The 13863-nt window shown below is 64.5% G+C and carries 12 protein-coding genes; 4 read left to right on the forward strand and 8 right to left on the reverse strand.

Annotation, left to right across the window (positions count from 1 at the left end):
- The first annotated feature begins 22 nt into the window (after positions 1-22).
- The gene (locus ASD76_RS05880) at positions 23-1423 is read left to right on the forward strand and encodes a peptide MFS transporter (RefSeq protein ID WP_055919780.1); all 1401 of its coding nucleotides are present in this window, start codon (positions 23-25) and stop codon (positions 1421-1423) included.
- Between the two features lie 3 nt (positions 1424-1426).
- Here the strand turns inward: ASD76_RS05880 and ASD76_RS05885 are convergent, their stop codons facing one another.
- The 5 genes from ASD76_RS05885 to gor all read right to left on the reverse strand — a co-directional run bounded on the left by ASD76_RS05885 (position 1427) and on the right by gor (position 6786).
- Positions 1427-3010, reverse strand: a complete 1584-nt coding sequence (locus ASD76_RS05885) for a DUF5597 domain-containing protein (RefSeq protein ID WP_055919783.1) — start codon at positions 3008-3010, stop codon at positions 1427-1429.
- Positions 3011-3109: 99 nt separating this feature from the next.
- Positions 3110-3553, reverse strand: coding sequence for a DUF488 family protein (locus ASD76_RS05890; protein ID WP_055919787.1), 444 nt, complete (start codon positions 3551-3553; stop codon positions 3110-3112).
- Positions 3554-3557: 4 nt separating this feature from the next.
- Positions 3558-3788, reverse strand: a complete 231-nt coding sequence (locus tag ASD76_RS05895) for a hypothetical protein (RefSeq protein ID WP_055919790.1) — start codon at positions 3786-3788, stop codon at positions 3558-3560.
- 49 nt (positions 3789-3837) lie between these two features.
- Complete coding sequence (locus ASD76_RS05900; RefSeq protein ID WP_055919793.1) at positions 3838-5364, reverse strand: acyl-CoA carboxylase subunit beta; 1527 nt, start codon at positions 5362-5364, stop codon at positions 3838-3840.
- A 78-nt stretch (positions 5365-5442) separates the two neighbouring features.
- A complete protein-coding gene (gor, locus tag ASD76_RS05905) occupies positions 5443-6786 on the reverse strand; it encodes a glutathione-disulfide reductase (protein ID WP_055919796.1) in 1344 nt (447 codons plus the stop codon).
- A gap of 177 nt (positions 6787-6963) precedes the next feature.
- Between gor and ASD76_RS05910 the strand changes: the two genes are divergently transcribed.
- Entirely contained in the window at positions 6964-7995 is a 1032-nt protein-coding gene (locus ASD76_RS05910; RefSeq protein WP_156457552.1) for a hypothetical protein, read from the forward strand.
- A gap of 35 nt (positions 7996-8030) precedes the next feature.
- On the opposite strand, the gene ASD76_RS05915 is transcribed toward ASD76_RS05910, so the two are convergent.
- On the reverse strand, positions 8031-9722 hold the full coding sequence (locus ASD76_RS05915) for a DEAD/DEAH box helicase (protein ID WP_082553621.1): 1692 nt from the start codon (positions 9720-9722) through the stop codon (positions 8031-8033).
- 268 nt (positions 9723-9990) lie between these two features.
- Here ASD76_RS05915 and ASD76_RS05920 point away from each other — a divergent pair, with 268 nt between their 5' ends.
- Both ASD76_RS05920 and ASD76_RS05925 read left to right on the forward strand, forming a co-directional pair.
- Complete coding sequence (locus ASD76_RS05920) at positions 9991-10563, forward strand: methyltransferase family protein (RefSeq protein ID WP_055919802.1); 573 nt, start codon at positions 9991-9993, stop codon at positions 10561-10563.
- Positions 10560-11783, forward strand: coding sequence for an MFS transporter (locus tag ASD76_RS05925; protein WP_055919805.1), 1224 nt, complete (start codon positions 10560-10562; stop codon positions 11781-11783). The genes ASD76_RS05920 and ASD76_RS05925 overlap by 4 nt, the downstream gene beginning before the upstream one ends.
- Here ASD76_RS05925 and ASD76_RS05930 read toward each other — a convergent pair.
- Complete coding sequence (locus tag ASD76_RS05930; protein WP_156457553.1) at positions 11780-12259, reverse strand: hypothetical protein; 480 nt, start codon at positions 12257-12259, stop codon at positions 11780-11782. The genes ASD76_RS05925 and ASD76_RS05930 overlap by 4 nt on opposite strands.
- Positions 12260-12312: 53 nt before the next feature.
- Complete coding sequence (gene pgi / locus ASD76_RS05935; RefSeq protein ID WP_055922999.1) at positions 12313-13830, reverse strand: glucose-6-phosphate isomerase; 1518 nt, start codon at positions 13828-13830, stop codon at positions 12313-12315.
- Between the last annotated feature and the right edge of the window lie 33 nt (positions 13831-13863).

Raw genomic sequence — 13863 nt, forward strand, 5'->3', positions numbered from 1 at the left:
CGTAACCGGTCGGGGAGAGCCGATGACCACTGCCGAAGCCACGCCAGAACTCGACATCGAGACCCGGCACGACCGCGCCTTCCTCGGCCACCCTAAGGGCCTGGGCTACCTCGCCTTCACCGAGGCGTGGGAGCGTTTTTCCTACTACGGCATGCAGACGCTGCTGGTGCTGTACATGGTCAACTTCCTGCTCAAGCCGGGGCAGGTCGAATATGTCGCCGGTATCGAGCAGTTGCGCGCGCTTTTCGGCGGGCTCGAGGGTCAGGCCTTCGCCTCAGCGATCTTCGGTACTTACGCGGCGAGTGTTTATCTGACGCCGATCTTCGGCGGCTGGCTGGCCGACCGAGTCCTGGGCAAACGGCGCACGGTGCTGCTCGGCGCCGTCACGATGGCCATGGGCCACTTCCTGATGGCCTTCAACGTCACGTTCCTGTTCGCGCTGCTGTGCCTGATTATCGGCTCGGGGATGTTCAAGGGCAACATCGCCAGCCAGGTCGGTGCGCTCTACAAGCCCGATGACTTGCGCCGGGCGGATGCGTTCCAGATCTTCTATCTCGGCATCAATGCCGGGGTGATCGCCAGCCCGCTGATCGTCGGCACGCTGGGAGAGACGGTCGGCTGGCACTGGGGCTTCGGCGCTGCCGGTGTCGGCATGCTGATCGGCCTCGCGATTTACATCGCCGGGCAGAAGTACCTGCCGAAAGAGCACTTCGACGTGCCCGACAAATCGGCCGAGCCGCGCGAACCCATGACCAGTTCTGACTGGCTCGCCACGCTGGCGCTGATCCTGCTGATCCCGGTCATGGCTATTGCCATCGTGCCCAACAACCAGATCTTCAACGTCTACCTCGTGTGGGCAGACCAGGACTTCGACCTGGTGTTCTTCGGCATCAAGCTGCCGACGACCTGGCTGGTTACGCTCGACGCGGTGGTTTCGGTCAGCTTCCTCGCCATCGTCGCCCTGTTCTGGCGCTGGTACGGCAAGCGTCGGCAGGAGCCTGACGAGCTGTCCAAGCTGATCATCGGCTCGGGTTTCTCGGTCCTTGGCATGCTGTGCCTCTACCTCGCCGCCGAGACCACGCCGGTGGGTGCCAAGATCGGGCTGTTCTGGCCGGTCATGTTCCACGTCCTCAATTCGATCGGCTTCGCCCATATGCTCCCGGTCAGCCTCGCGCTGTTCGCCCGCCTCGCGCCCAAGCAGATCAACGCGACCGTGATCGGGCTCTACTACCTCGCCTTCTTCGGCGCGAACTCGCTGGTCGGCTGGGTCGGCGGCTGGTTCGAGACGATGCCGACGACGCAGTTCTGGCTCATCCACATGGGCTTTGCGGCGACGGCGGGGCTGGTCTTCGTCCTGTTCAAGCTGTTCCTTGCGCCCAAGCTGATGCACCGGGCGGAACCGGCAGAGGTGGCGCTGGCCTAAGCCTCAGTATCGGTAGACCCGAAACCGCTGCATCCCGAACTCGCCGGGCGGCAGGCGCACGTGGCGGCCCTGGTGCGTTTGGTCACCGTTGAGCCGGCGGCCGGCGATCCATTGCCCGTCTTCGTAGCGGCCTTCCTCAACCTGCTCGAAGCCGAGGCGCCCCCGGCCATCGGCGGGTTCGACCGTAAGTGTGACACCCTGCCCCGCTAGGAGATAGTCTTCTCCGCCAAGCCAGATCAGCACCGCGCCGTGAGCCGAAGGATCCTGCTTGGCGCGGTCGGTCCAGGGATCGATCGTCGTGGCGGTGAAGCGCGTGGCACCAAGTGTCTCGACCAACGGGGCTTCGTCCACGGTACCGTCAAAGGAAACGGGATTGGCGAACCCGGCGATCCGTCCCTCCGCCTGCGCATCGAGCACAAGGGGCGCGATGCCCCCCAGCATCGCATAAAGCCCGGCAATGCGTCCGGCCTCCGCCTCGCTGGCATCTTCGATGGCAAAAGGGCTAAAACCGATGGCATCGCGATGGCCGATGCTGCGCAGGGCGTTAGCGGCGATCCGGGTGTCCGACGGCCGGTTGGCCTCGGGAATGAATAGCGGATTTCCGCTTGCGACGTAGCCGTCGACGATCCCCGCGAAGTTGGAAAAGTAGATATCGGGCGCGATGAAATCGATCGACGGTGCGCCTTGCCGCCACTCCTTTGAAAGATGCGCCAAGGGGCCACCGCTCGGGTAATCGCCAGGCGTGACGCCGGGTCGGCCCTGCGCGCCGTTGACGAACATCGGCAGGGCGTACTCACGCTTGCCCGCCGCCGCCACGGCCTCGACATAGCGGGCATAAGCGGTGGCCATGGCGCGCTCGTCGGCCAGGGGGTCGGCACCGGTCCCGCCCTCTTTCGCGAACGGCAGGAAGCCGACCTCGTTCTCGACCTGCACCATCAGCACCGTGTGCCGATCGCCGTCACTCGCCTTGAGGTGCCGCATCAACGCCGCGAAGGCCTTGGCATCGGCATCCCGCGCCTCCGCCGAAGAAGCCGAGATAATTTCCTGCGCCTTGCCGCCCGCGCCTATGGTGCGGGGAAACCTGGCGGGGTCGCGTTTGACCCACGCAGGCACGTAGCTCGAGGTCGAGTTCTTCCACGTGCCGAACCACAGCAGCACGAGCCGCATGTCGTGGGTCCGGGCATCCTCGATCAGTCCATCGACCGTAGCGAAATCGAACCGGCCTTCCGCGGGTTCGATCAGTTCCCAGTAGACCGGCGCGAGCACGGTGTTGAGGTTCATCGCCTGCAGTTTGGCCCAATAGGGTTGCATGTACGCCCTGCTGGACGCGCTCGAATTGCCGAGTTCGCCGCCAAGGATCAGGAACGGTTGTCCATCGACGATCAGCTGGATTGCCTCACCCCGGCGTTCGAGATGAGGGATGTCCTGCGCCTGCGTGGGTGTTGTGAGCGCGATCAAGGCGAAGAGTGCGGTCGCTATCCAGCCCACGAGGTGATGGAGAATGAAACGGTTCCGGGGTTGCCCAGATAGCGTCACTTCGGGCGGGTTTCCGAACCTCTCGGCGGTGATCGTCAAGGAAGCCTCCATGGCCGGGACACTGCATCAATCATGGGGTTGTAGGAAAGTGGATTCTTGTTGAACATCAAGAAATTAGATAACTTTTAGCTTCCGCGTTTTGGGGAGGGTTCAGGCTAGCACTGGCTCTAAATCCACTCGCGCAAAATCGGCAAACAACGCATCGAACAACAGCGAGCGGTGGCACTCCGCCGCGTCGCGCTCGTAGCACAGCAGCGCCACCCGCTTTTCCTCCGCCAACGCTCTGAGTTCGGCCATCTGGGCCAGCGCCTCGGGCAGTTCGAGCTGCCCGGCATAGACCCGCGCTAACTCCGCATGGTCATGCCGGCGAGCTGCCGCTCGTCCTTCCGCCGGCGTGCCGAGTTGCTTGAAATGCCGGTACCCGATCCCCGCCTCTTCGACGGCGGCCTTGAGCGAGCTTTTCGAAAACCCCGGCCGGCGCGACAGCGGGAGGTAGCGTATATCCGCCAGCACCTCGACCCCGGCCTCCTTGAGCACCGAAACCACCGCGGCCTGAGTCACCTGCTCGTAACCGATGGTGAAGATCGTGGGCATCGCCCTACCCGGTCCGCATCCCGTTGAAGTCGACGCCCCACATACCGAGCACGACCAGCATCATCGTGAGCCAGAACCATTGGGTAACAACGAAAGCCCAAAACGTGATCGGCTGCTCCGTGCGTCTTACCGTCATGCCCATCTTCTGGACTCTACCGGTTCGGAGTGTCTCACGGATCGCCCAGAAGAGGATCGCGATGAGGATCGCCGGGATGAGGGGGAAGTACCAGTTCATGCCGAATAGTACCGCAAGCCCACCAAGGGAGTCCTAACGGGGCCCGTCCTCATAGCGGTAGATTGTCGTGCTTCTTCCAGGGGTTCTCCAACCGCTTCCCCCGCAGCTTCCGCAATCCCAGCGCGATCCGTTTCCGCGTCGCATGGGGATAGATCACCTCGTCGATGTACCCTCGCGACGCGGCCACGAACGGGTTCGCGAACCGGTCCTCGTATTCCTTGGTCTTCTCCGCGATCTCCTCTGCCGAGAGGCCGCGGAAGATGATCTCGACCGCGCCCTTGGCCCCCATCACCGCGATCTCGGCCGTCGGCCAGGCGTAGTTCAAATCCCCCCGCAAGTGCTTGGATGCCATGACGTCGTAAGCCCCGCCGTAAGCCTTGCGGGTGATCACGGTGATCTTGGGCACGGTCGCCTCGGCAAAGGCAAACAGCAGCTTGGCGCCGTGCTTGATGATGCCGTTATGCTCTTGCGCGGTGCCGGGTAGGAAGCCGGGGACGTCGACGAACGTCAGGATCGGGATCTCGAACGCGTCGCAGAAACGCACGAACCGCGCGGCCTTCTTCGAGGCGTTGATATCGAGCACACCGGCGAGCACCATCGGTTGGTTGGCCACCACACCCACCGTACGCCCCTCGACCCGGCCGAAGCCGCAGATGATGTTGGCTCCGTGCGCAGGCTGGATCTCGAAGAACTCGCCCTCGTCGAGAACCTTCCGCACCAGCTCGTGCATGTCATAGGGCTGGTTCGCGCTCGCCGGGATCAAGGTGTCGAGGCTGTCTTCCTCACGGTCCCACGGGTCCTCGGTCGGCCGCACGGGAACCCCGCTGCGGTTGTTCTCGGGCAGAAACGAGATGAAGTCGCGCGCCGCCATCAGCGCCTCGATGTCATGCTCGAGCGCCAGGTCGGCGACGCCGGTGCGGGTGGTGTGCGTTACCGCGCCGCCGAGTTCCTCCTGGGTCACGACTTCGTTGGTGACGGTCTTCACCACGTCGGGGCCGGTGACGAACATGTAGCTGCTGTCCTTCACCATGAAGATGAAGTCGGTCATCGCCGGCGAATAGACCGCCCCGCCCGCGCATGGTCCCATGATCAGCGAAAGCTGCGGGATGACCCCGCTTGCGAGCACGTTGCGCTGGAACACCTCGGCATAGCCGGCGAGGCTGGCGACACCCTCCTGGATACGCGCGCCACCGCTGTCGTTGAGACCAATCACGGGCGCGCCGACTTTCATCGCCATGTCCATGACCTTGCAGATCTTCTGCGCATGACGCTCTGAGAGCGAGCCGCCGAACACGGTAAAGTCCTGGGAGAACACGAAAACCAGCCGCCCGTTGATCGTGCCGCTGCCGGTGACGACGCCGTCTCCCGGGATGCGTTGCGCTTCCATCCCGAAGTCGGTGCAGTTGTGCTCGACGTACATGTCGAGCTCTTCGAAACTGTCGGCATCGAGCAGCACCTCGACCCGCTCACGCGCGGTCAGCTTGCCCTTGGCATGCTGCGCCGCCATCCGCTTCTCGCCCCCGCCCAGCAAGGCGGCTGCACGGCGGCGTTCGAGTTCGGGAATGTTGGCGGACAATATGCTCTCCCTGCTGCCCTGGTGCAGGGGGTAGAGCCAGGAGCGGCGATTGCCAATCCTCCCCGGCACGGGGGAGGATCAGCGCATCAGCACAAGCTCTTCGGCCATGGTCGGGTGAATCGCCATGGTCGCGTCGAAGTCGGCCTTGCTCAGACCGGCCTTTACCGCAACCGCCGCGCCTTGCAGGATCTCAGGCGCGTCGGGCCCAAGCAGATGGATGCCCACCACCTTGTCCGCATCATCGCAGATCATCTTGTAGAGGCTGCGCTCGTTGCGCCCCGCGAGGACGTTCTTCATCGAGCGGAAGTCCGAGGTGTAAACCTTGACCGAGCCCAGCTTGTTGCGCGCTTCGCTCTCGGTCATGCCAACGCCGCACATCGGCGGATGGCTGAACACCGCGCTCGGCACGCAGGAATGGTCGACGGCGGTCGGCTTGTTGCCGAACACGGTGTCGGCAAAGGCATGGCCTTCGCGGATTGCAACCGGAGTGAGTTGCACGCGGTCGGTCACATCGCCGACGGCATAGATGCTGTCGATGTTGGTCTTGCTGAAGCGGTCGACTTTGATTTCGCCCTTGTCGCCCATCTCGACGCCGACTTCGGCGAGGCCGAGCCCCTCGGTGTTGGGCACGCGTCCTGTGGCGTACATCACAGCATCCACTTCGAGAGGATCATGGTTGGTCATCGACACCTTGAGCACGCCGTTCTCAAGTTTCTCGATCCCGCGGAACTCGGCGTTGAAGCGGAAGTCGATCCCCTTGGTCAGCGAGATCTGCAGCAGCCGGTCGCGCAGCTGCTCGTCATAGCCCCGCAGTAGTTTGTCGCTGCGGTTGATGATCGTCACATGGGTGCCGAACTCGTTGAAGATGCCGGCGAATTCGTTGGCGATGTAGCCGCCGCCGGCGATCAGGATGCGCTTGGGCAGTTCGTCTAGGTGGAACGCCTCGTTGGAGGTGATGCCGTGCTCATGGCCGGGGCAACCCGGGACGTGCGGACGCGCGCCGACGGCGATGAGGATGTACTTGGCGGTGACCTTGGTCCCGTCGCCCAGGGTGACTTCGTTTGGTCCAGTGACGACCGCGCGCTGTGCGATAATCTCGACTTTGTTGTTCTCGAGCGTCTGGGTGTAGAGCCCGTTGAGCCGGTCGACGTCCTTGAGCACGTTGTCGCGCAGGACCTTCCAGTCGAAAGTGCAGTTCTCGACCGACCAACCGAAGTTCTTCGCGTCCTGCAGGTCCTCGGCGAAGTGGGCGCCATAGACGAGCATCTTCTTGGGCACGCAGCCGCGGATCACGCAGGTGCCGCCGACGCGGTATTCCTCTGCCACGGCCACTTTGGCGCCATAGCTGGCCGCAATGCGGCTGGCCCTTACCCCGCCCGATCCGGCGCCAATGGTGAAGAGGTCGTAATCGTAGTCAGCCATGTACGCGCTCCGTGAAGGTGCGGGGCATATGGCGGGTGCCAGGGCGTTGGGCAACCAGCGCGGACGAGCCGTTCACTCATGTTGCGGAGGGCTTGCGATGCAACGCGGGATATCTGAAGCCCTGCGCACTGATTGTCGTGAGACTGAGGACGAACCATGCGATCGATCATCTTCTCAATGCTGCTCGCGGCGAACGTCGCGCTGGCCCCTGCTCCGGCGGAGGCACAACAGTCGCAGACGGACGAAGCGATCACCGCCACGCTGTCTGCCCTCTTGCAAGCGGATGGGAAACGAGCGCGCGAACTTCTGGCGGGTATTCCGGCCGATGGGCTCGACCCAAAGGATGTGAAGTTCCGGGAATGTGTGTTGGCGCGCCTGGACGGTCCGACGCTTGCTCAAGCTCTCGTCTCCCCGACCACCGGACAACCCGATGCTTTCGCCGGAGAAGTCCTTGGCCTTTATCGAGAGTATTGGCGGCGCAGCGTCATGGCTCCCGATCAACGCGAGGCCGAACTTGAAAAGCTTCGTGGACAGCTCGGCCGCCTGCTCGGTTCGGACACGCTCGACCTCGAGATGTTGCTTGAGCAGACCAAGGCGCGGCTCGAAGCCTCGGGCTTTCACCTGATCAACGGACAGACCGGCCGGCTCCAGGATCTGATTGTCTGGTCGAAAGAGGATGCCAAGATCGAGAGCGTCACACTGCCTGAAGGCACTGTGCAGACGCACGTCTTCTATCTCAACGATTTCCAGAGCCAGGGATGGAGCAGCTATCTCTCCTGCGAGCGGACGGGAACCGGAGGGTGGGCTACGCGAGATGGGCTCTATGTCATCGTGCCATCATACGAATCTCTGACCGATGAGAATTTCACGGTCAGCTTCCTGGGGCATGAAAGCCAGCATTTCGGCGACTACGAGCGCTTTCCGGATCTGTTGGGCTGGCAATTGGAATATCGCGCAAAGCTTGCCGAGCTCGCTCTCGCCAACGCGAACCGCGACCGGCTGCTGGCCAAGTTTGCCGGCAATCAGGGGGACGACCCGGAGGACGCGCATAGCTACGCGAACCGCCGGGTCCTTTTGACCTTGCGCGAACATCTGGGCCTTGGTCCGCAAGCGGACCTCAGCACCGTCCCCGTCGACCAGTTTAAGCAGGCCGCCGTTGCCGCACTCCGCGACGATAGCGCGCAGCGGAGTGGCAAGCCGGGAAAATAGCGGCCCTTCGGCCCAGAAATTCGCAGACGTCTAGATCAGCCCTCTACGGCGCGCGGGCCGCTCGGACGGCCGCCACGGCGGCGATTGCCTCCATTGCCACCGGGACCGCCATGTCCATGACCGCCGGGCTTGCCGCCCGGGCGGCCCTGGCCACCGCCGTGACCTTGGCGACGTTCGCCCTGGCCACCGCCGTTGTGTTCGCGGCGTTCGCCTTGTCCACCACCGTGGGCCGGACGACGTTCGCCCTGACCACCACCGTGAGCCGGACGACGTTCGCCCTGACCACCACCGTGAGCCGGACGACGTTCGCCCTGTCCAGCACCGTGAGCAGGACGACGTTCGCCTTGACCAGCACCGTGAGCAGGTCGACGTTCGCCTTGACCACCGGCGTGAGCCGGACGACGTTCGCCTTGACCGTTGGCTTGACCGTGACGACGCTCGCCACGCGGTTCGACCCGAGCTTCGCCGCGCGCATCGCGCTGGGCTTCGGTACGGGTATCGCGGCGCGGCGGCTGACCGCGGCCGGGCTGGCGACGCGGACCGCGTACCGGCTCGGCGTGCTTGGCCACGATCGCGACCTCTTCACGCAGACCTTCAGGCAGCGGCACCTGGTCGAGAGTGACCTTGGTCAGGCGCTGGATGTCGCGCAGATAGTCGCGCTCGTCATTGGCGCAGAAGCTGATCGCCACGCCTTCGCGCCCGGCACGCGCAGTGCGGCCGATGCGATGGACGTATTGCTCGGCGACGTTGGGCAGCTCGAAGTTGACCACGTGGCTCACGCCCGAGATGTCGATGCCGCGAGCCGCTATATCGGTCGCCACCAGCACCTTGACGCTGCCCTGCTTGAACTCGTCGAGCGCGCGTTCGCGCTGCGGCTGGCTCTTGTTGCCGTGAATGGCGTTGGCGCGGATGTTGCTCTGGACGAGCTTCTTCACCACGCGGTCGGCACCATGCTTGGTGCGGGTGAACACGAGCACGCGGTCCATCTCGCCGGCCTTGAAGCCTGCGCGCAGCGTGAGCGTGAGCAGGCCCTGCTTTTCGGGCTGGCCAATGAAGCAGACGTACTGCTCAACGCGCTCTGCGGTAGTGGCAGCCGGAGTGACCGAGACTTGCGCCGGATCGGACAGATACTGGCCGGCCAGCTGCTTGATCGCATTGGGCATGGTGGCCGAGAAGAACAGCGTCTGGCGCTGCTTCGGCAAGAGCCGGACGATCGCACGCAGCGCGTGGATGAAGCCGAGGTCCATCATCTGGTCGGCTTCGTCGAGCACGAGGATTTCGACCTGCGACAGGTCGAGCGCGTTCTGTTCGGTCAGGTCGACCAGGCGACCCGGAGTGGCGATCAGGATGTCGACGCCGCGCGCCACGTCCTGACGGTTCTTGTTGACCGAGGTGCCACCGAACACGGTGACGACCTTGAGGTGCGAGAAGTGCCCGTATTCACGGGCGCTCTCGGCGATCTGGCCAGCCAGTTCGCGCGTCGGAGCGAGCACCAGCATACGGCAGGTGCGCGGCTTCGGACGCTTGTCGGAGGCGACCAGGCGGTCGATCGACGGCAGCATGAAAGCCGCGGTCTTGCCGGTGCCGGTCTGCGCGATACCCAAAAGGTCGCGGCCGTCGAGCACGTAAGGGATCGCCTGTTCCTGGATCGGGGTCGGCTGCCCGTAGCCCTTGAGCTCGAGCGCCTGGAGTACGGGCTGCGACAGCCCGAGTGTTTCAAATGTCATGTTAAATTCTAAACTCGCAATATATGCGTCGGCGCGCAGCCGTAACGGCGCGCGTCAGCGGGTGGCTGAACGACCCGCGTGAAAAGGGAAGCTCTTTGGCTAAAGAACGAAGCGCGGCCGGGGCGGATTTGTCCGCCAGTTCACGCTGCCGAGGCGCTTCGATGGCGGCCATATGGTTTCGCAGTTGCGAAATGTCAATCGAATCTTGCGTGAACTAGTAATCTTCGAAAGCTTCGAGAGAGCATCTAACAGTCCGAGAGGGGCGTGAATGCGAGGGGACTTTATCAAGATCGCCATTGGCTTATGGGCCGTGTGGCTCGTCTCCTGGCACATCGCCGCGCTCTGGCACAGCCAACCCACGGTCAAGGCACCGCGCCGCGATTACCGGCTGCATTTTGTAGTGATCGTGCTGGGGTTCTTTCTGATCTTCAATGGCCTGCCGCGGCTTGCGGGACCAATCTTATGGCCAGTCACGCCCAAGCTCGGTTGGTCCATGATAGCACTGACGGCTGGCGGCATCCTGTTCGCATGGTGGGCCCGGATCCATCTCGGCAAACTGTGGTCGGGCGGCGTCGAGCGCATGGCCGACCACCGCGTGGTCGAGACCGGGCCCTATGCCCTTGTCCGGCATCCGATCTACACCGGTCTCATCGCGGCGGCGCTGGCGATGGCCGTTCTCCGAGGAACGCCATGGGCCTTGGCCGGCGTTGCGCTGTTCGCGCTCGGTTTCGCGCTCAAGGCCAAGGTCGAGGAGCGGTTCCTCGAAGGTGAGCTTGGCGGCTACGAACAATATCGCGCTCGCGTACCGATGATCGTCCCGTTTATCCGCCTCGGCCGATGACCCGCTCCGCTACGTTCAGCCCCCTCGCCCATCGCGTGTTCGCGCTCGCTATGGCGGGCGTGCTGCTGACCAATCTCGGTAACGCGATCCAGTCGGTCGGTGCGTCCTGGCTGCTCACTGCCGGCGGTGAGCCCGCCGATATCGTCGCGCTGGTGCAGACGGCGATCAACTTGCCGATCATGCTGCTGGCCTTACCCGCGGGCGCCTGGGCGGACATGCACAACCGGCGGCGGATCATCCTGACAGCGCAGACGGGCATGCTGCTGATCTCGCTCGTGCTTGCCTGGCTGGCGCTGTCGGGTAATGCACCGGCTGTTCCGGTACTTATCCTTACCGCGCTGCTGGCTTGCGGCATCGCCTGCTTCAGCCCGGCGATGGGCGCGTCGATCGGCAGCACTGTCCCACGTGCGGAGCTTGCTGCCGCCGTGGCGCTCAACATCCTGATCTTCAACACGGCTCGCGCTGTCGGCCCGGCCATGGGCGGCGCGATCGTTTCGTTCGGGGGCTCGACGGCCGCGTTCCTGGTCAACGCCGCGAGCTATCTGATCGCCATCGCCATCTACTTGCGCTGGCGCCCCACGCAGGACCTGCCGCAGAACCGGCGCCCGCTGGGCTCGATGATCGCCGAGGGCCTGCGCCACGCTGCCACCACGCCCCAGATCCGCACGATCCTGCTGCGCGCCCTGACCTTCACGATGACCGGTGCCGCCGCCTGGGCGCTCATGCCGCTGGTCTCGAAGGACATGCTGCACAGCGGCTCCACCGTATACGGCGTCCTCCTTGGCTCACTGGGCGCGGGCGCGGTGCTCGGAGCGGCGAGCGCCACCTTCTTCCGCGCCCGCTATTCGGCCGAGTTGATCACCCGGACCGCCGGCTTGATCTACGGCCTCGCCTGCGTCGGCGTCGCTCTTCAACCGAGCCTGGGCGCCATGGTTGCACTGCTGGTCCTCGCCGGCGCCGGGTGGGTCCAGGCGTTGTCAGGCTTCTCCGTCGCTGCCCAGCTGTGGGCCCCGCGCGAGGTGGTTGGGCGGATCGTCGCACTCGCGAGCGCCGTCACCTTCGGTGGGATCGCGTTCGGCAGCTGGCTGTGGGGCCACTTTGCCGAGGACTATGGCGTGGCAAGCGCGATCATGGCCTCAGGCGCCGGAATGGTCGTCCTGCCGCTGATCGGCCTGTTGCTACCGATGCCCGCGCACGAGGCGCCGCAGCCGAGCGCCTAGCGTACGCGGGTGAAGTAGTTGGTCCGCATCACCGGGACGCCGTTCTCGTTGTAGTAGACGGCCGTCTCAGTCTGCGAGTTGCCGTCGGGAGCGACGGTGTAGATGCGGATCGAACCGGGCACCCCGCCCTTGCTCAGCGCCATCACCAATACGTTCGGCTCCGGAGTCCGCACAGCGACCGTGTCGGCCTCGCTGCTCCCGGTTGCAGGGGCGGCCGTCCCATCGAGCGGATAGATCGCCACGCCGTGGCTCTCGCTGCCATCGGCCAGGATGATGTCGACATTGGAGCGGTACTTGCCTTCGCCGGCATCGCTGAAGGTGATCATGACGCTTTTCGGCCGCGCCTCGGGCGGGACCGGCAGCTTGGTTACGTCGACCGCCCAGGTGCCAAGGATCGGAGGTCCGCTATCGGCCGAGGCCGGGACCGCCTGAAACAAGATTCCTGCTGCCAATCCGATCGCTAATGCGTGTTTCATAACCCTCTCCCAAGACGGGACTCTCTCTTGATGCAGGTCCTTTGCTCCAGCCTTTAGCCAAGGCCCGCTGCCGCCAGCAGCGCTTCCGTGCTGGCATCGAAGCCTTCGCCGCCCTGCTCGATCTTCCGGGCGATCTCTTTGCCCAGTTCGACTCCGAACTGGTCGAAGGCGTTGATCCCCATCAGGACCGCGTTGGCAAACGTCCGGTGCTCGTGGAAGGCGATCAGCGCACCCAGCGTGGCAGCGTCGAGGTCGTCCACCAGGATCGTCGCACTCGGCCGGTCGCCGGGATAGGCGCGCGCGAGGTCGTCGCTGGCCTTGCCGGCCATCAGCGCCGCGCCTTGGGCAAAGCAGTTCATCAGCAGGATGCGGTGATGCGCCGGGTCGAGTTCATCGCCTGGGGCGATGCTGGCGATGAAGTCCACCGGCACGAGGTGGGTGCCCTGGTGAAGCAACTGGAACACCGCGTGCTGCGCATCGGTGCCTACCCCGCCCCAGGTGATCGGCGCGGTCGGCCCATCGACCGGCTTACCTTCGGCCGTCACGCTCTTGCCGTTCGATTCCATCTCGAGCTGCTGGAGGTAGCTCGGCAGCAGCCGCAGCCTTTCGTCGTAGGCGAAGACGGCGCGGGTCTGGGCCCCCTTGAGGCGGGTATAGAGCTGATCGGCGAAGGCGGCGCGCAGCGGCATGTTGGCGCGTCCATCGGCATCGCGGAAGTGCACGTCCACCGTGGCCGCGCCATCGAGCATGGCCTGGAAATCCTCCCAGCCCACGGCCATCGCCACGGGAAAGCCGATCGAGGACCAGATCGAATAGCGTCCGCCCACGCTTTCGGCGAACGGAAGGATGCGCGTCTCGTCGACGCCCCATTCCACCGCTTTCTCCGGGGCAGCCGTCAGCGCAATCACTCGGCCATAGGCATCGGACACGCCGTTGTCGGTCAGCCACTTGAGCGCACTTGCGGCGTTGGTCATGGTCTCGATGGTGGTGAAGGTCTTGCTGGCGACGGCGACGAACGTGGTCGCCGGATCGCAAGCCGCGAAGGCCGCCTCGAGCGCGACGCCATCGATGTTCGAGACCACATGGACATCGACCAGCGCCAGATCGCGCGCCAGGGCATCGACCGCCAAGGCCGGGCCGAGCGCCGAACCGCCGATGCCGATGTGGATCAAATGGCGGACCTCGCCCAAGGCGCCCTCGTGGATCGCCTCGACCAGCAGCCGCATCCGCGCGCACAAGGCAGCCGCCTCTTCGACGCTCGCTTCCTTGCCCACACCGCGCAGCGACGAGTGCTCGGCAGCACGCTTTTCAGTCGGGTTGACCACCTCACCCGCAAACAGCTTGCGGCGCATCTCGGCGAAACCCGATGCCGCTGCGAGATTTTCGAAGCCGTCGAGCAGGCCATCGGTCAGGTGGGTCTTGGACCAGTCGAACAACACGCTACCCGCGCCAATTGGCAACCGCGCGGAGAGCTTGGCCACCCGGTCAGGATCGGCGGCGAAAAGCTCTGCCAGTGTTTCCGCCGGTTGTTCCTTCAGCGCCTTCCAGGCCTGCGTGCGGCTCTCACTCAACGGTGTTTCCCCTTTCCTATATTCGGGCATAGC

It is taken from the genome of Altererythrobacter sp. Root672, from assembly GCF_001427865.1.
Taxonomy (GTDB): domain Bacteria; phylum Pseudomonadota; class Alphaproteobacteria; order Sphingomonadales; family Sphingomonadaceae; genus Croceibacterium_A.

Coding starts and splice junctions, on each gene's coding strand:
- ASD76_RS05880 (WP_055919780.1), top strand. CDS start 23: ATGACCACTGCCGAAGCCACGCCAGAACTCGACATCGAGACCCGGCAC.
- ASD76_RS05885 (WP_055919783.1), bottom strand. CDS start 3,010: ATGGAGGCTTCCTTGACGATCACCGCCGAGAGGTTCGGAAACCCGCCC.
- ASD76_RS05890 (WP_055919787.1), bottom strand. CDS start 3,553: ATGCCCACGATCTTCACCATCGGTTACGAGCAGGTGACTCAGGCCGCG.
- ASD76_RS05895 (WP_055919790.1), bottom strand. CDS start 3,788: ATGAACTGGTACTTCCCCCTCATCCCGGCGATCCTCATCGCGATCCTC.
- gor (WP_055919796.1), bottom strand. CDS start 6,786: ATGGCTGACTACGATTACGACCTCTTCACCATTGGCGCCGGATCGGGC.
- ASD76_RS05910 (WP_156457552.1), top strand. CDS start 6,964: ATGCTGCTCGCGGCGAACGTCGCGCTGGCCCCTGCTCCGGCGGAGGCA.
- ASD76_RS05915 (WP_082553621.1), bottom strand. CDS start 9,722: ATGACATTTGAAACACTCGGGCTGTCGCAGCCCGTACTCCAGGCGCTC.
- ASD76_RS05920 (WP_055919802.1), top strand. CDS start 9,991: ATGCGAGGGGACTTTATCAAGATCGCCATTGGCTTATGGGCCGTGTGG.
- ASD76_RS05925 (WP_055919805.1), top strand. CDS start 10,560: ATGACCCGCTCCGCTACGTTCAGCCCCCTCGCCCATCGCGTGTTCGCG.
- ASD76_RS05930 (WP_156457553.1), bottom strand. CDS start 12,259: ATGAAACACGCATTAGCGATCGGATTGGCAGCAGGAATCTTGTTTCAG.